This is a genomic window from Chryseobacterium sp. YIM B08800, from assembly GCF_026163565.1.
Classification (GTDB): domain Bacteria; phylum Bacteroidota; class Bacteroidia; order Flavobacteriales; family Weeksellaceae; genus Chryseobacterium.
This window is the reverse complement of sequence record NZ_JAPDKN010000022.1, coordinates 137,155-152,888: the sequence shown is the minus strand read 5'-3', so window position 1 is coordinate 152,888 and position 15,734 is coordinate 137,155. Positions and strand designations below refer to the sequence as shown.

The following is a 15,734-nucleotide window of genomic DNA, read 5'->3' as shown; positions in this document are numbered from 1 at the left end:
TATTAATGTCATTTTGGTAATCAAGTAATTCAAACATATTTTTAGGGCTACTGGAATTGACGGCTTTCCAAACAAATGGGAATCGTAAAACAATAATTAACCAAGTTGCAAAATTCCCCTCCTTTGGAGGGGTGGCGAAAATTCAAAGAATTTTTGACGGGGTGGTTACATAAAAGTAAACCAACGTCAGTTCGATTTTTTCGCAGCAAAGCGGAGAAAAATGTATCGAGAACTGATGATGAAAATATAAACTTCTCGATACGCTTTTTTGCAAAAGCTACTCGAAGTGACGGTTTGACGAACAAATATAAATCATAAAAAACGAGAACCTTTTACAGATTCTCGTTTTTACTTTTTGATGAATATCTATATTAACATTTTTGTCTTTCAGCAAGAATCTAAACTTCTTTATTTTAATCATGTTTAGATTCGGAATGACAAAATGACTACTGATTTTAGCATTATGATTAAAATCGGCATTCAATATTTTTTTAAAGTTCTCGATACAAATTCTTTCAGAATTTTACTCGAACTGACGTAATGAACATCAATCATCCAGATAAATATCCTGATGCGATTTTCTCGATTTCAGTAGCATAAAAGCTAAGCCCAAACCTAATCCGGCAACCAATGCAATTTTGGTTTTATTTCCGGGAACAGGAAGGATGGTTTCACCATAAATTCGATGAGGTTCTGAAGAAGGTTCAAGTACATTTCCGGAATCGGGTGGTGCGTTTTTTAGTTTCATCATTAATCGCATTCCTGCAGAAGCGGTATTGATAATAATTTTTGGAAACATTTCATATAAATTGACCAGTGCTCTCGATTTAAAGTCTGGAAACAAATCTTTTTGTGGCTCTTTCGCTAGCTGTACGATTTTATCTGCTGTATCTCTAGGGTCGGAAGCAAATGGCGGAATTTTAAAATCAAGTCCTGAAAACTTTGCCGAATGCATATTTCCTGTAGATCTTTGGATTTGAGGGTACAAATTTGCAATATGAATATCAGGATGATCTGAAATTTCACCATGAAGACATTCCATCATTCCACGGATTCCAAATTTTGTTGCCGAATAAACTGCGCTGTAAGGAGCGGGCATAAATCCGCCAATTGAAACATTATTGATCAAAATTCCTTCGTTCTGTTCCTTGAAAAGCGGTAAAACAGAATACGCTCCATGCATATATCCAAAAAGATTGGTTTTAACAACCTGCTCGTGAAGTTCCATCGGGATTTCTTCAAATTTTCCGCTTGCCATTACACCGGCATTGTTTACCCAAATATCAATTCTGCCAAATTCTTTTAAAGCTGCTTTCAAGAGATTGTCTACCTCTTCAGCTTTCGAAACATCGGTAGAAACTGCGATAGCATTTACGCCTAGGTCTTTACAGATATTTAAAGTTTCATCTAAAGCTTCCTGACCTCTTGCTGCGATAACGATGTTGCAGCCTTCAAAAGCAAAGGCTTCAACGGCAGCTCTTCCGACTCCGCTGGTTCCTCCTGTAACGACGACCGTTTTACCACGAAGGCTTCTTTTTTCTAAATTGTTTTGTGATTTCATATTGTGATGTTTATAGATTGAGATAAAGTGTTATCTGTTACCTATCTATTTTTACACCAAATAAGAATTTCTGAGGTATAAATTTTAAATCAAATCGACATCAACAAAAAAACACAGGCTTAATTGCCCATGTTTTTGTTTGAAATAATATTTAAATCGAGTGTTTTATTTGTATAAATCAAGTTCGAGAAAGTTGTTGTTTTTCTGAAGTTCTTCTTTACGACTTTTTTCTGACGTTTTCAGCATCTCTTCAGGCGTAAACGTTTTTCCGTCAAATGACATTGAAACAATTACAGCACCACTTGAAGAGCCATGCATCTGACGAAGGTCTTTCACAGGATCTTCCTTGTATTCTTTCCAAAGCTTTCTGAATTTTTCTTCACTTACAGGAATGTCTTTTGGCTTAAAGCTATGTGTATTTTCATTTTGAACTGTATTGATTTTTTTAGTGGCAATTAGCTTAAATGTATGATCACCTTTAGTATCTTCAACCTTAACAATAAGTCCCGGAAGACCTGAAAATGCATGCGGACCGTCTTGTATAGGAATTTCTGGAGCAAACCAAGCAACCCATTTTCTTCCCCTCCAATCTGCGGTAGCTTTTTGAACATTGTAATCTAAAATCTTATCTTTTTCATTCGTAATCTTCCAGTTAATTTTCTGTTCATTGGTTAATAATAATCCTGTAGAACCAATTGTTTTTTTTAAGATTGTCTTGTATTCAGGATAAGTTTTACTAATTTCAGAACCTACTTTTCCTCTTTTCACATTGCTAAAATCAAAATGAGTCTGACTTGCTGCTTTAGGACTCATCACCGTTGCCATCATCGTAGAATCGAAAACGGCTCTTACTTGGCTGTAAAATTTTGAACCTTTAGGAGAAGTCTGCAATACCATATTTTCAGTTTCTGATTTGTCGCGGTTTAGAGAATCCATTTTGAAAGTATATTCATAAATGAACTGATTAGATTGTGCGAAACAGAATCCTGTAATTAATAATAGCAGAATAGATAATTTTGTTTTCATATTTGTGATTTTATTTAGAATGTAATGCTTTCTTCTTTGTAATTGTAGATAATTACATGAGCATCTTCTTTTTTACCTGTCTTGTGAACCGATTTTGCAGCAATAATTTTAAAATTTTTCGGATGATAAATGGTGTATGTTCCATTTTCCGGATTGTGAATTACTTTTTCTGCATTTTCAAAAGAAATATTATCATTTTTGATCATAACATTTCCTTCATAGATGGTCGTTTTATCTTCTAAATTTCTTTTGGTTTTATCAGATTTAAAAGTAAAACTTTTCACCGCATCTTTTTCCTGAGCAAAAGTGTTTTGAGAAATTAAAAGAAGCATAAAAATGCCTGAGATTGTAAAAAGTCTTTTCATATATTCAATTTTATGAAAACGAAAATACAGATAAATCTCAACATGGTGTAAAATTTAATATTATTTATGATTTATAAGAAATTTTTAACTAAAACACTTACAATAAAAGATTTCACCAGAGAACTGACATGAAATATACAAGACTGGAATTAAAAATAAGAGTAGAAAAGGAACGTTAATCAAAGCAACAGAATATTGCTTCTTAAAAATTCTAACAATAGAATCTGTGATAAAACCCACCAGAAGAATAATCAGAACAAAAGCGAAGAGAAATGCAATGCCCAAACCTGCATCTGTACGATGTTCTCTTTGTCGATTAGCTTCGATCGCCATTTCCGAATAAAAATATAACAAAAACATGGGAATTGCTACCGTCAAAATTCTGATGATAATGTGTCTGGTGATTTTCATAAATCTTATATTTTTATTTGTTCGTTACTTTCATATTCTTTTTTAGACTTTTTGAAGAAAGATTATTTTCAAAACTGAAAGGCATCGATTTTAAAGTCTTATCTTTTTCAGGAACCAAAACATTAAAATGCAAATGTTCACCGGAAGCAAAACCTGTCGCCCCGCTCGATCCAATGGGCTGATTTCTTTTTACAGCATCACCGACTTTTACAAAACTACCGTTCTTTTTTAAATGTACATATTGTGTAAACAATCCACTTTGAGGGTGATAAATAGTAATGAAATTGGAATAAGGAGTCCATTTTTTGTCATCTTTTCCAAATTCATAATCTTTAATAACACCAACAACAAAACCATCATCTGCACTTGTAATGGTATCTCCAGTTTTCATATCAAAATCTACAGCATATTTATTATAATCATCATCATGACTAAAACTGCCTTTGTTAGATTGCATAATTTTGTATGTTTTACCTCTTGGAAAGGGCAGTGCAAAGTTATTTTGTTTAATTACTTTGTGAACATCACCAAATGCCTGATTAATATTAAATTTTACTTTTTCAACATCAATATTTTTAGCGAAAATCTTGATTTCTGCAAAAGAATTTTCATTAACCATAACCTTTAAAGTATCATCAATAAAATTTTCTCCTTTTAAGTAATCTGAAAAAAGTCTAATTCTTAAAGGACAAAACAATGGATTTTCAATTCTTATAGTAATCGTATCGTTCTTATATTCAACATTTTTATGGTAAGAAAACTGATAGTATATTTCTTTCGGAAGTTCTTGTGCCTTATAAAAAGAAAAGCAAAAAAATAAAAGAATGAAGAATGCTTGAAAGAATTTCATACACTTTAAATTGAATTTAAAAATACAATTATTAATGAATAGGAGACGGTTTTACAAGTTCGCTTTCAAAAACAAAATCTTTAATTAAAGTTTCAATATAATAAAACAAATTACTGTTTTCATTCATTTGGTTTTCAAGAACAATAATATGTAAATCTGCTTTGGGAAAATAAATATTGAGCGAAGAAAAGCCGTCACCCAAACCTGTGTGACCGAGGTATTTTATTCCATTTACTTCAGCAATTCTTATGTTATATCCATAACCCATTTTCTCTTTTCCAAAAACATCATGCTGAGATTTTGTAGATTCTGAGGTCATTAATTGATAAGATTTCGGGCTTAAAATTTTACCTTTATGAAGTTGATTATTCCAAATTACTAAATCTTTTGCGGTCGTAATAACTCCGTCTGCAGGCAAATTTTCTTCGTTAATAAAAGAATTTTCAACTTTAGAAAAATTATTTTCTTTATTCATATATCCAAAAACAAGATTCCTTTTATTGGTTTTAAAATAGCAGAACGTATCATTCATCTTTAGTTGCTTAAATAATTTTGTAGCCAGTTCTTTATATGATTTTTTCGATACATTTTCAACAATTTTCCCAAGAAGGATATTCGAAAGATTGCCATATTTAAAATCGGTTCCAGGTTTGAAAACCAATGGCTTTTCTACATCAACAATTCCGTGGGTATGATTCAAAAGCTGATGAACGGTCACAAAATCTGCCCAGGTTTGCTTTAATTCCGGCAAATATTTTTTGATAGGAGTTTGAAGATTAATTTTCCCTTTTTCTACTTCCTTTAAAACTAAAACAGAGGTAACTTGTTTGGTATTTGACATGATTTCAAATTGGCTATTCATTTTCAACGGAGTTTTATTTTCAATATCTGAAAATCCGAAAGCTTTAGAATAAACTGTTTTACCGTTTTTATTAATCAGAACGACACCATTAAAATTGACTGGCTCTTTAATCTCTATAATACTGTCAATTTTATTTTGCCAATTTTTATCGGTTTGAGAAAAAACATTTACACTTAAAGAAAAAATAAGAAAAGCCGAAATTATCTTTTTTGAAATCATTATTCTGTGAATTTTTTAGAGTTTTCAAATATAATCTTTTACATTATTTCATGGAAAAAAACTATTGCAATTAATACATCTTTTCATCTTTCAAAATCCGCAATCATTTAATGAATCCTTATCTTTACGTAAATTTTAAATAAAATGAAAATAGAGATCTGGTCGGATGTGATGTGTCCGTTTTGCTATATCGGGAAGAAAAATTTTGAACAGGCATTGGAAAATTTACCTTTTAAAGATGAAATAAAAGTAGAGTGGAAGAGCTTTCAGCTTGACCCAACTTTGGAACCATCGGAAACCAAAACAACGGCAGAATATTTCAGAGAAAAAAAAGGTTTTCCTGAAGAGCAGGCAAAGCAAATGACCAATCAGGTAATTCAGATGGGAAAGGCTTCTGGGATTGACTTCAATTTCGAAAAAGCCCTGATTACCAATACTTTTACTGCTCATAAACTTCTTCATTTAGCAAAAAAACATAATAAATCTAATGAAATGGAGGAGGAGCTATTCAAAGCTCATTTTCTGGATGGAAAAAATGTAGGCGACATTGATACGTTGGTTTCTTTGGCGGTTTCTTTAGGAATTGATGCGGAAGAAGCTAAAAAATCTTTACAATCTGAAGAATTCGATTACGAGATCAATCAGGATATTTTGGAAGCCAGAAACAATGGGATTTCGGGAGTTCCGTTTTTTATTCTTAATGGTAAATATGCAGTTTCTGGAGCACAACCTGCAGAAGTCTTGAAAAATGCTTTAACCCAGACTTATGAGGAAACCGTAGTTCCTTTTAAAGATAATGTGCAAAACAATCTTTCTTGTGATGCAGACGGTTGTTCAATTTAACATAATATAGCTTCGTGATTACATTAAATAAAGAATTGAGCTATCCGATTTCTGAAACTCTTTTTGTTTTTGCATTAGATTCAGAAGCAGGAAAAGTATTTGATCATACAAGAAAATTAATTACCGGAATAGGAAAAGTGAATGCAGCCATTGCATTAACAAAAGCAATTCAGGAGAAAAAACCAAAATTGATCATCAATCTTGGTTCTGCAGGCGGAAATGGTTTCAAAAAAGGAGAGATTATCTGTTGTACACAATTCATTCAGCGGGATATGGATGCTCAAGGTTTAGGTTTTAAAAAATTTGAAACTCCGTTATCTGGAATTCCTATTGTTTTGGAAAATGGGCTTAAAATGGATAACATGAAAGAAGGAGTTTGCGGAAGCGGTGACAGTTTTGAGATGAATCATATCAACACAGAATACAACGTTATCGATATGGAAGCGTATCCTTTGGCACTGATTGCAATGCAGGAAAATATTCCGTTTTTATGTTTGAAATATATTTCTGACGATGCGGGAAGTGATGCTGCGGATGATTGGTCGGTTCAGGTACATCTTGCTTCGGAAGCATTTAGGCAAATCTTGTTTACAGAAGTGTAAAATTTAAACCCAAACTAAAATCAAAATATGAAAGCAATTATTTTAGAAAATGCAGGAGGAACAGAAAATCTGAAGCTTAGAGAAGTAGAAAAGCCGAACATTAAAGAAGGTGAAGTTTTAGTTGAATTAAAATCTATAAGCATCAATCCAATAGATGTAAAAACCCGTTCAGGTAAAGGAGCTTTTCAAAAATTGAAAGATGAAAATCCATTGATTTTAGGTTGGGATATTTCCGGAGTTGTAGTTGAAACCAATTCTTCGATGTTTAAATTAAATGACGAAGTTTTTGGAATGATTAATTTTCCGGGACATGGAAAAGGGTATGCTCAATTTGTTGCAGCTTCTGAAAATCATTTAGCTTTAAAACCAAAAAACATCAATTTTGAAGAAGCAGCAGCAACAACTTTAGCTGCTTTGACGGCTTTACAGGCAATTCAAAAAGCTGAAATAAAAGAGGGGCAAAATGTTTTAATTCATGCTGCTTCAGGTGGAGTAGGTCATTTTACCGTTCAGATTGCAAAATATTTTGGAGCCTCTGTAACCGGAACTTCTTCTGAGAAAAATAGAGATTTTGTTCTCAATTTAGGAGCGAATCAACATATCGATTACAAAAATTTTGACTGGGGAAATTCCGAAGAAAAGTTTGATTTTATTTTAGATACAATTGGTGGTGAAAATATCGACAATTCTATAAAAGTTTTAAAAGAAGGTGGAACAATCATCAGTATTCCAAGTGGTTTGAATGATGATGTAGAGGAAAAAGCAGCATCTGTAAACGCAAATGGGTTTAAAATGTTGGTGCATTCTGATGGAAAAGATATGGAAGAATTTGCCAAACTTTTAGAAGAAGGCTTTATAAAGCCTCATATTTATAAAACTTATCAATTTAATGAAATGTCGGAAGCTCATAAAGAATTGGAAAAAGGTAGAACCGTTGGGAAAATTGTAGTAAATTTTTAGAAATAAAAATAAATTGATCAACACAAATGAGTTATGGAAAATATTTCTGAAATAATATCACATTTTAATTTTACTCAAACCAGAAAGTCTAAACAGTATTTAGTTTCGTTTTTTAGTCAAAAAAACTTTAATAAAAACCAAACTTTATACACTCAGCAAAAACTGAAGATGTTTTTAGAAAACTTTCAGCTTATTAACGAATATAGGTGTAGTGAAAATATTATTTCTTCTATTCAAAAGTTCTTAGGAGAAGTAAACTCCGACAATTATAATCTGCTGACAAAAATTACATACAGAGAGTTTTTCAACCAGACCAATAATAATATTTCGTTGTTTATTGAGTTTTTTCATCGTTTTGAGATTGTTCTAAAAAACTTTCAGAAATCGAATCTTTGTAAAGATTACTCTGATGAAATTGAAAAAAATATTCAATTTATCAATTCATTATCTATAAATAAATATCATCATAAAATCTTAAATTTCAAACAACGAAAAAGTATCTTATCTAAGGTAGAAGCTGAAGTTAAAAACGGAAACTTTATATCATTCTGGAATTTCTTTTACATGTTTGATGTTTATGCAAGCATTGCAAAAGGAATAAAACAACATAATTTAAAATTTCCCCATTTTAATTCTGGTGCCCATTTTGCGATTGAGGATTTTTATCATTTAGATTTAAAAGATGCAGTTAAAAATACGATAGACACATCAGAAAAGAATACGATTATTTTTACAGGAGCCAATATGTCTGGTAAATCAACCGCTATGAAATCAATCAGCATCATTGTTTTGTTGGCTCATTTAGGAGTTGCTGTTCCGGCTGAGAATTGTAATATTCCGTTTTATGAAAGCGTATTTTTACATTTTTCTGTAAATGATAATTTGAAAGAAGGGTACAGCCATTTTATGCAGGAAATTGTAAATCTTAAAAATGTACTGCAAAAACTAAAAACAAAAAACTGCTTCGTTGTTTTTGATGAAATATTTAGTGGAACCAATATAAATGATGCCGCAAAAATAACGGTAGATACCATTGATGGATTATCTAAATATAAAAACTCAATGTTCATTTTTTCAACTCATTTAAATCTTATTGAAAATTATTTAGTGAACAATAAAAATATTATGTTACTAAATCTGGAATCTTATCTTACAGATAATGAGTTAACATTTACGTACAAGCTAAAAGAAGGCTGGTCTAAACTCGAAATCGGAAAAATACTTTTTGATAAATATGGCTTAAATGATTTATTAAAACAATATTAATTACAAATCTCTTATGAAAAACTATATATTTTTAGCATTTGCAATACTTTTCGAATCGGTTGCAACATCTTTTTTAAAAGCATCTGAAGGATTTACAAAACCTTTACAGACCATAATTTTTGTCGTGGCAATGTCAGCTTCGTTTTATTTATTGACTCATGCGATCAAAGTTATTCCAATCGGAATTGCTTATGCAATTTGGTCAGCGGTCGGAATTGTTTTAATTTCTTTAGTAGGATATTTTGTTTACAAGCAAACTCTTGATCTTCCTGCAATTTTAGGAATAGCCTTAATTATTATCGGAGTAGTAATTATCAATGTATTTTCAAAATCGGCGTCTCATTAATTATATGAAGTGATAGCGAGGTTTTATTGTTTCCAGAAAAATATTCAATTTAACATAATATAAATTATAGGACTCTTATAATTATTGAAAAGAGTAGTTTACAATATTCTAATTTTTATGGATTCGCACATTTAACGCTTTATAATTTTGAAAACCTATTCTAAATTCTATCTACATTAAAATTATAAAAAACATGTTTTTGAAATTTCATTTAAACCAATCCACAATTCGCAAAAAATTTTTTAAACGATTCTCACCGATTAGGATCTTAACGAAGTATTCAATTAGTTTCAGAATTTTTTTATGTTTAAATTAGCAGTATAAAATTTAACATAATATTGAAAATTATGAAAAAATATATGGTAATCGGTGCATTGTCAGTTCTGGCAATGAGCTGTAATAAAAAAAATGAAACGGTAAAACCTGTAGTTACTACAGATTCACTTGAAAAGCCTGCAGAACCTGTTGTTGATACTTTAGGCGCAAAAACCTTCTGTTATTTGGGAGTTACAGGAAAAGACAGCGTTTTTGTCAGCCTCGATGATAATTTGGGTACGCTTTCAGGAAAAATGGCTTATAAAAACAGTGAAAAAGACAGTTCAAAAGGTGAATTATTTGGGTTTAAATCTGGTGATACTTTAAAACTGACTTATGAATTTGCCTCTGAAGGAACAACCAGCAAAAGAGACATTTACTTCATACAAAAAGGTAATGTTTTAACAGAAGGAATTGGAAATCAAAAAGATGAAAACGGAACAATGCGTTACGCAGATGAAAAGAAAATAACTTATAAAGACGGACAAAAGCTGGAAACAGCTGATTGCAAAGTCGTTGTAAATGCTTTGAAATAAAATTTATTTGCCACGAATACACGAATATTTTTATGTGTAAATATTCGTGTATTCGTGGCGTTTAAGTAAACATTAAACTTTGAGCTGCGTCCTTAATATAATTCACTATTGAAAGTTTTAATAAATTCTTCAACAGGCTCATTCTGAGTATTCCATGAAGTTATTAAACGAATTGCCGATAAATTTTCATCAATTTTTTTCCAGATATAAAATTCAAATTTTTCAGATAAAATTTCGATCATTTTATTGCTCAAAATCGGAAAAATCTGGTTGGTAGAAGTATCTGAAAGGAACTGCACTCCCCTTTCAGACAACGCTTTTTTAATCTTCATCGCCTGTTGATTGGCATTTCTGGCTAAATCAAAATATAAATCGTCTTTCATCAGTTCCAAAAACTGAATTCCCAACAGTCTTCCTTTTGCCAACAACGCTCCTTTTTGCTTGATATTAAAGGCGAAATCCTGACGCAAATCATTTTCAGTAACTATTATTACTTCCCCTAATAAAGCTCCATTTTTGGTGCCTCCCAGATAGAAAACATCCGTTAATTCAGCAATATCTTTTAGTTCTAAATCGTTCGTTTCTGAAGTTAAAGCGTGACCTAATCGAGCTCCGTCCATAAAAAGATACAGGTTGTTTTCCTTACAAAACTTAGAAAGGTTTTCGAGTTCTCTTTTTGTATAAATTGTCCCAAGTTCGCTAGAATTTGAAATATAAACCAACTTCGGCATTACCTGATGCGGAACATTCTTATGGTTTTCCAAAACAGGAATAATATCTTCCGGGAAAAGTTTTCCGTCTTCTTTTTCTATACTTAAAATTTTGTGTCCCGTTGCTTCAATCGCTCCGGTTTCATTATTTAAAATATGTCCGGTTGCAGCAGAAATTACACATTGATAAGGTCTTAAAATTGAAGAAATTACAATGAGATTTGCCTGAGTTCCTCCGGAAACAAAGTAAACTTCAGCGTCTTGATTTTCAATTTTAGCTTTAATTAAATCTTTAGCATTTTTAGAATAATCATCTTCACCATACCCTGCTTGCTGATCGAGATTATTTCGAAGAAGTGAGTCTAAAATCTGAGGATGACAACCTTCGGAATAATCGTTTTTAAAAGAAAATTTCATAGTGTAAAATTAAAAAATCTTAAAATAACAAGACCTACATTTAAAAAATATTTTGTTAGATTTGTAATGAAAATCATCTAACATTTTGAAAACAACATTAACAGAAGAAAATTATCTGAAAGCTTTGTTTCATGTAGTTGACCATGAAGGGAAAGTGACGATTAATGAACTGAGCAAATTTCTCAACGTAAAAATGCCGAGCGTTAATAATATGATGAAGAAATTTGCCGACAAAAACTGGGTGATCTACGAAACCTACAAACCCCTAAAAGTTACCGAAAAAGGCAGACGTGAAGCGGCTTTAGTCGTAAGAAAACACCGTCTTACCGAAATGTTTCTGGTTAAAAAAATGAATTTTGGTTGGGAAAATGTACACGAGATTGCAGAACAATTGGAGCATGTACACTCGCAGGTTTTCTTTGATAAAATGGATGAAATTTTAGATTATCCGAAATTCGATCCTCACGGTGAACCCATTCCTGATAAAGACGGAAATATCATCGCCCAGGATTTGCAACAATTAAGCAACTGTAAAGTTGGCGAAACCGTTATTTTTACCTCTGTTACTCTATCTGATGATGCCTTTCTGAATTATCTTACAGAAAGAAAACTTCTCTTGAATACTAAAATCAAGATCCTTAAAATTGAAGATTTCGACAAATCAATAACCATAGAAATTTCAGGGAAAACAGAAGTTCTCAGCAAAAAAGCAACCGAAAAGATCTTGGTGAAACATTAGTTCCCGGTTTCTTTTATTTCGCATAACTTTTTAGGCTTTTTACTTAATAAAAATACGGTCGAAATAATAAACAGACTTCCTACCCAATCGATTGTAGTAAAAGAAACATTCAGCCAAAGTACCGCCAAAACTGTTGCAGAAAGTGGTTCCATTGAAGCTAAAAGACTTGTTTTTTGTCCGCCAATAATTTGTACTGCGGTAAGATAAGCATAAAACGCAATTAAAGTTCCAAAAATTACGATGAATGCTGTGTACCAATAGGTTTGAAAATCCCAGATTCCTTCAACGCTAAAAGGAGATTTCACAAAACTGAAAACAAAACCACCACACAACATTCCCCACCCGATGACCACCGAAGATTTATATTTTGAAAGTAATTTTACGGGTTGCAAAGTATAAATTGCCAAAGCAACCGCAGAAGCCAAGCCAAAAAACAAAGCAGTTCCTGAAATACTTAAACTGTCTAAATTTCCGTGAGTAACCAATAAAAAGGTTCCGACAACCGCTAAAATAATAGCCAAAAACTCAATCATCAAAGGAATTTTTTTGTTTTTAAAAGCTAAATAAACAGCGATAACAACCGGACCTGCATATTGCAAAACCGTTGCTGTCGCTGCATTTGAATGTTTGATCGCCGCAAAATATGTATACTGCACCGCCAACATTCCTGTAATGCTGAAAACTGCAAGCTGAATAGCGTCTTTTTTGTTTTTCCAAACAGAAAACAGGTCTGATTTTTCGAAAAATTTTGCGAATAAAAGTAAACATATCCCGGAGATTAACATCCTTATAGTAATCAGCCATTCAATATTAACTCCTCTTTGCTGAAAAAGAAATTGTCCGAAAGTACCCGAAACTCCCCAAAGTAATGCTGCCAATACAGCTAATAGAAAACCTTTAAAAACACTCATTGCTCAATATTTATTTTGCAAAATTGCATCAAAAACAGTTTGCTTTTTAATGAAATTTCAATAGTTTTTTGCAATTTTGTTTCATATTTAACCCTAATTATTGTATTTTGAAATCACTCGATCAATTTGACACAGCAATTTTGAAAATTCTTCAGAAGGATAATCTAACTCCACAAAGAGATATTGGCGAAAAAATTGGGCTTTCTGCTGCAGCTGTTCAGCGTAGAATTAAGAGAATGCGTGAATCTGGAATTATAAAAGCCGATGTTTCTGTGATTGATATTAATAAGATTCATCATTGCGTCACCTTGGTTGTAGAAGTTTTTATGGAAAGCGAGAAAATTGAATTACTCGATCAGGCCAAAGCTATTTTTACAGCAACTCCGGAAGTGCAGCAATGTTATTTTGTAACTGGAGATTCAGATTTTATTTTGATCATTGTAGTTCCTTCTATGAAAGATTATGAACTTTTAACGAGAAAGATTTTCTATAGCAACAAAAACATCAACCATTTCCGAACCATGGTCACCATGGATACTTTGAAATCTAATCTTGAATTAACAGATCAGATATTACAGCAATTAGAATGACCTTTAATTTAAAAATTAGCCTTTAATTTATTGCTTATTTGGGTATCAATATTTTTGCTGTCCTTTATTTTATCATAAACTTTTCTTGCTTTCTTTTCTAAAGATGCATCATTATTTTCTTTTGCATTTTTAAGCATAGAAAGAGCATAAAGCGCTAAATATCCATCATCTTTTTTATACTGTGAATAAACTTCTTCTAAATATGGCAGGCTAGATTTATAATCTTCCTTCAGAGCATACAAAATACCATACATGTATTTCACATCTTTTTTTACTCCACCTTCTTTTTTATATAAATCTTCTGCAATTTTTAGATTTTTTAATCCTGTATCATAATCTCCCAAAACAATAGCTGTGTTCCCAATTCCATAAAACCCTTCCGGATTTGTCGGGAAATATTTAGCCATTTCTTCATATTTTTTACGGGCTTCATCGGCAGCTCCAAATACCATAAACTCAATTGCCAGATTTTGTTTAAATTCTAAGGATTTATTTTGAGCCAAACTATCTGCAACATAATAGTATGCAAGAGCTTCCTTATGCTTTTCTTGAAGTCGGAATAAATATCCTGCCATAAAAAATGCATCACAATATGTAGGATCTTTTGCTGTCACATCAACTATAGCACGAGTAGCTTTATCATAAAGATTGGGAAACTGAAGAGCCTTTATAACCGCATCAAATCTTTTCTTAGAATTTTCATTTTGAGGAGTACAATAATTAATATTACCAGAAAAATATCCTTGTGAAAAAACATTGACTGATACAATTAAAAGTAAGATGGTAAAAATTTTATTCATGCTCAAAAATAAAAAAAGCGGATTAAAAAAATCCGCTTTAAAAATATAATTTGAGAATTATTTCAAATATTTAGTAATCTCCTCATCCGTAGGTTTTACTTTGCTTACAAAACTATCGATAAGCTTACCGTTTTCGTCAATTAAAAACTTCGTAAAGTTCCATTTCACTTCGGTGTCTTTTACTCCATTTAATTGTTTTTCTGTAAGATATTTAAAAATTGGAGCAGTATCGTCACCTTTTACAGAAACTTTAGCTGCTAAAGGAAAAGTAACTCCATAATTTTTTTGGCAAAAAGCACCGATTTCAACATTCGTTCCAGGTTCTTGTCCACCAAAATTATTTGCCGGGAAACCAACAACGACTAATTTATCGCCGTATTCTTTAGAAAGTTTTTCCAAATCTGCATATTGAGGTGTAAATCCGCATTCCGAAGCAGTATTTACAACAAGAATTTTCTTTCCTTTAAAATCTGCAAAATTGATTGTTTTGCCTTCTTCAAGAGCATCTACTTTGTAATCGTATATTGTTTGTGACATAGCTTGTTTGGTTTTTACTTTAGAAACTTCGCTTTTTTTCTGAGCACAACTATTAGAAAATGCCATAAAAGAAATAAGCACTATAAAAAACTTTTTCATTTTGAGATATTTATTTTAAAATTTAAAACTGTTTGCAGGAAATACTTTGTTGATTTCCACTTTGTTGAGAAGCATCACATAATCGCCGTCTTTCTTAGCGCTCGATGATTCTAATCTGAATGGCATCATCAAATTCCCTACCTTTTTGTAATCTGAATACGTTAAAGTTTCATCTTTTTTTATTTCTTTTAAAAGCATGAACGATTTTGTATCGAAATAATAGTAGTTTTTGTTCACATTTTTCGTCAGTTCTACTTTGTGGCAATAGATCTCTCCTACTTTTTCTTTACCTAGATATTTTGCTTCAAAGCCTTTGTTTTCCCAATCGATAAAATCATTATCAAAACTTTCCGGAACGTATTCTTTATACTCCTGAATTTTATTGGTTGCATAGTTCATCGCATATCCTTTAGAACCATCATACCCTTCAATCGCAGTTTCTTTGTTGCCGATTGTGATGATAGTTTTGGTTAAATTAGGTCTTTGCTGATATATTTTAATAGGATATTCGTCTTTAATTCCTAAAATTACTTTTCCCTGAAGTAATACTGAATTTAAAAGTTTCCAATTAGTTAATCCTCCCGATAATTCTATGTTTTTATCTATAATTTCCTTAGCAGTCTGAGCAAAAGATAATTGCGAAATAATCAGGACGAAAACGATGAGTAATTTCTTCATTAAATCAATTTATAAAATCAAATATAAGGCTTTTTTAATTTGAAAATTTGAAAATGAGGCAATTTGGAAATGCAAAACTGACATCAATTTT

General features: G+C 31.7%; 19 protein-coding genes. 8 read left to right on the top strand and 11 right to left on the bottom strand.

Annotated features, from left to right (window positions below; translation table 11 throughout):
- Positions 1-547 precede the first annotated feature (547 nt).
- From OEW74_RS10115 to OEW74_RS10090, 6 genes are all read right to left on the bottom strand, one after another.
- Positions 548-1,561: an SDR family NAD(P)-dependent oxidoreductase gene (locus OEW74_RS10115; RefSeq protein WP_265428362.1), complete on the bottom strand. Its 1,014-nt coding sequence runs from the start codon at positions 1,559-1,561 to the stop codon at positions 548-550.
- Positions 1,562-1,726: 165 nt separating this feature from the next.
- Positions 1,727-2,587: a GLPGLI family protein gene (locus tag OEW74_RS10110; protein ID WP_265428361.1), complete on the bottom strand. Its 861-nt coding sequence runs from the start codon at positions 2,585-2,587 to the stop codon at positions 1,727-1,729.
- A gap of 14 nt (positions 2,588-2,601) precedes the next feature.
- A complete protein-coding gene (locus tag OEW74_RS10105) occupies positions 2,602-2,952 on the bottom strand; it encodes a hypothetical protein (RefSeq protein WP_265428360.1) in 351 nt (116 codons plus the stop codon).
- Positions 2,953-3,036: 84 nt separating this feature from the next.
- On the bottom strand, positions 3,037-3,363 hold the full coding sequence (locus tag OEW74_RS10100) for a hypothetical protein (protein ID WP_265428359.1): 327 nt from the start codon (positions 3,361-3,363) through the stop codon (positions 3,037-3,039).
- A gap of 13 nt (positions 3,364-3,376) precedes the next feature.
- Entirely contained in the window at positions 3,377-4,213 is an 837-nt protein-coding gene (locus tag OEW74_RS10095; protein ID WP_265428358.1) for a M23 family metallopeptidase, read from the bottom strand.
- Positions 4,214-4,244: 31 nt separating this feature from the next.
- Positions 4,245-5,294, bottom strand: a complete 1,050-nt coding sequence (locus OEW74_RS10090) for a serine hydrolase domain-containing protein (RefSeq protein ID WP_265428357.1) — start codon at positions 5,292-5,294, stop codon at positions 4,245-4,247.
- A 144-nt stretch (positions 5,295-5,438) separates the two neighbouring features.
- Between OEW74_RS10090 and OEW74_RS10085 the strand changes: the two genes are divergently transcribed.
- The 6 genes from OEW74_RS10085 (at position 5,439) to OEW74_RS10060 (ending at position 10,162) form a co-directional block, all read left to right on the top strand.
- Positions 5,439-6,137, top strand: coding sequence for a DsbA family oxidoreductase (locus OEW74_RS10085; protein WP_265428356.1), 699 nt, complete (start codon positions 5,439-5,441; stop codon positions 6,135-6,137).
- A gap of 14 nt (positions 6,138-6,151) precedes the next feature.
- A complete protein-coding gene (locus tag OEW74_RS10080; RefSeq protein ID WP_265428355.1) occupies positions 6,152-6,739 on the top strand; it encodes a nucleosidase in 588 nt (195 codons plus the stop codon).
- A 27-nt stretch (positions 6,740-6,766) separates the two neighbouring features.
- Complete coding sequence (locus OEW74_RS10075; protein WP_265428354.1) at positions 6,767-7,699, top strand: NADP-dependent oxidoreductase; 933 nt, start codon at positions 6,767-6,769, stop codon at positions 7,697-7,699.
- Positions 7,700-7,732: 33 nt separating this feature from the next.
- Positions 7,733-8,965 carry a MutS-related protein gene (locus OEW74_RS10070; protein WP_265428353.1) on the top strand — a complete coding sequence of 411 codons (1,233 nt, stop codon included), beginning with the start codon at positions 7,733-7,735 and terminating at the stop codon, positions 8,963-8,965.
- A 13-nt stretch (positions 8,966-8,978) separates the two neighbouring features.
- Complete coding sequence (locus tag OEW74_RS10065) at positions 8,979-9,311, top strand: DMT family transporter (RefSeq protein ID WP_066680911.1); 333 nt, start codon at positions 8,979-8,981, stop codon at positions 9,309-9,311.
- A gap of 347 nt (positions 9,312-9,658) precedes the next feature.
- Positions 9,659-10,162 carry a hypothetical protein gene (locus OEW74_RS10060; protein WP_265428352.1) on the top strand — a complete coding sequence of 168 codons (504 nt, stop codon included), beginning with the start codon at positions 9,659-9,661 and terminating at the stop codon, positions 10,160-10,162.
- A gap of 92 nt (positions 10,163-10,254) precedes the next feature.
- On the opposite strand, the gene OEW74_RS10055 is transcribed toward OEW74_RS10060, so the two are convergent.
- Complete coding sequence (locus tag OEW74_RS10055; RefSeq protein WP_265428351.1) at positions 10,255-11,289, bottom strand: threonine aldolase family protein; 1,035 nt, start codon at positions 11,287-11,289, stop codon at positions 10,255-10,257.
- Positions 11,290-11,374: 85 nt separating this feature from the next.
- Here OEW74_RS10055 and OEW74_RS10050 point away from each other — a divergent pair, with 85 nt between their 5' ends.
- Positions 11,375-12,028: a metal-dependent transcriptional regulator gene (locus tag OEW74_RS10050; RefSeq protein WP_265428350.1), complete on the top strand. Its 654-nt coding sequence runs from the start codon at positions 11,375-11,377 to the stop codon at positions 12,026-12,028.
- Here the strand turns inward: OEW74_RS10050 and OEW74_RS10045 are convergent.
- Positions 12,025-12,939 carry a DMT family transporter gene (locus tag OEW74_RS10045; RefSeq protein ID WP_265428349.1) on the bottom strand — a complete coding sequence of 305 codons (915 nt, stop codon included), beginning with the start codon at positions 12,937-12,939 and terminating at the stop codon, positions 12,025-12,027. The genes OEW74_RS10050 and OEW74_RS10045 overlap by 4 nt on opposite strands.
- A 107-nt stretch (positions 12,940-13,046) precedes the next feature.
- On the opposite strand from OEW74_RS10045, the gene OEW74_RS10040 reads away from it, so the two are divergent.
- Complete coding sequence (locus tag OEW74_RS10040) at positions 13,047-13,529, top strand: Lrp/AsnC family transcriptional regulator (protein ID WP_265428348.1); 483 nt, start codon at positions 13,047-13,049, stop codon at positions 13,527-13,529.
- Between the two features lie 8 nt (positions 13,530-13,537).
- Here OEW74_RS10040 and OEW74_RS10035 read toward each other — a convergent pair whose 3' ends face one another.
- Genes OEW74_RS10035 through OEW74_RS10025 form a run of 3 tightly spaced genes read right to left on the bottom strand, consistent with a single transcriptional unit; the run spans position 13,538 to position 15,643 of the window.
- Complete coding sequence (locus OEW74_RS10035; RefSeq protein ID WP_265428347.1) at positions 13,538-14,329, bottom strand: tetratricopeptide repeat protein; 792 nt, start codon at positions 14,327-14,329, stop codon at positions 13,538-13,540.
- Between the two features lie 57 nt (positions 14,330-14,386).
- On the bottom strand, positions 14,387-14,965 hold the full coding sequence (locus tag OEW74_RS10030) for a glutathione peroxidase (protein WP_265428346.1): 579 nt from the start codon (positions 14,963-14,965) through the stop codon (positions 14,387-14,389).
- A gap of 15 nt (positions 14,966-14,980) precedes the next feature.
- A complete protein-coding gene (locus OEW74_RS10025; protein ID WP_265428344.1) occupies positions 14,981-15,643 on the bottom strand; it encodes a histidine kinase in 663 nt (220 codons plus the stop codon).
- Positions 15,644-15,734 lie beyond the last annotated feature (91 nt).

Bases quoted from the DNA above. Each gene is read 5' to 3' on its own strand.
- OEW74_RS10070 (WP_265428353.1), top strand. From the start codon at position 7,733: ATGGAAAATATTTCTGAAATAATATCACATTTTAATTTTACTCAAACC.
- OEW74_RS10085 (WP_265428356.1), top strand. From the start codon at position 5,439: ATGAAAATAGAGATCTGGTCGGATGTGATGTGTCCGTTTTGCTATATC.
- OEW74_RS10035 (WP_265428347.1), bottom strand. From the start codon at position 14,329: ATGAATAAAATTTTTACCATCTTACTTTTAATTGTATCAGTCAATGTT.
- OEW74_RS10115 (WP_265428362.1), bottom strand. From the start codon at position 1,561: ATGAAATCACAAAACAATTTAGAAAAAAGAAGCCTTCGTGGTAAAACG.
- OEW74_RS10025 (WP_265428344.1), bottom strand. From the start codon at position 15,643: ATGAAGAAATTACTCATCGTTTTCGTCCTGATTATTTCGCAATTATCT.
- OEW74_RS10045 (WP_265428349.1), bottom strand. From the start codon at position 12,939: ATGAGTGTTTTTAAAGGTTTTCTATTAGCTGTATTGGCAGCATTACTT.
- OEW74_RS10065 (WP_066680911.1), top strand. From the start codon at position 8,979: ATGAAAAACTATATATTTTTAGCATTTGCAATACTTTTCGAATCGGTT.
- OEW74_RS10105 (WP_265428360.1), bottom strand. From the start codon at position 2,952: ATGAAAAGACTTTTTACAATCTCAGGCATTTTTATGCTTCTTTTAATT.
- OEW74_RS10110 (WP_265428361.1), bottom strand. From the start codon at position 2,587: ATGAAAACAAAATTATCTATTCTGCTATTATTAATTACAGGATTCTGT.
- OEW74_RS10055 (WP_265428351.1), bottom strand. From the start codon at position 11,289: ATGAAATTTTCTTTTAAAAACGATTATTCCGAAGGTTGTCATCCTCAG.
- OEW74_RS10100 (WP_265428359.1), bottom strand. From the start codon at position 3,363: ATGAAAATCACCAGACACATTATCATCAGAATTTTGACGGTAGCAATT.
- OEW74_RS10090 (WP_265428357.1), bottom strand. From the start codon at position 5,294: ATGATTTCAAAAAAGATAATTTCGGCTTTTCTTATTTTTTCTTTAAGT.
- OEW74_RS10095 (WP_265428358.1), bottom strand. From the start codon at position 4,213: ATGAAATTCTTTCAAGCATTCTTCATTCTTTTATTTTTTTGCTTTTCT.
- OEW74_RS10060 (WP_265428352.1), top strand. From the start codon at position 9,659: ATGAAAAAATATATGGTAATCGGTGCATTGTCAGTTCTGGCAATGAGC.
- OEW74_RS10075 (WP_265428354.1), top strand. From the start codon at position 6,767: ATGAAAGCAATTATTTTAGAAAATGCAGGAGGAACAGAAAATCTGAAG.
- OEW74_RS10030 (WP_265428346.1), bottom strand. From the start codon at position 14,965: ATGAAAAAGTTTTTTATAGTGCTTATTTCTTTTATGGCATTTTCTAAT.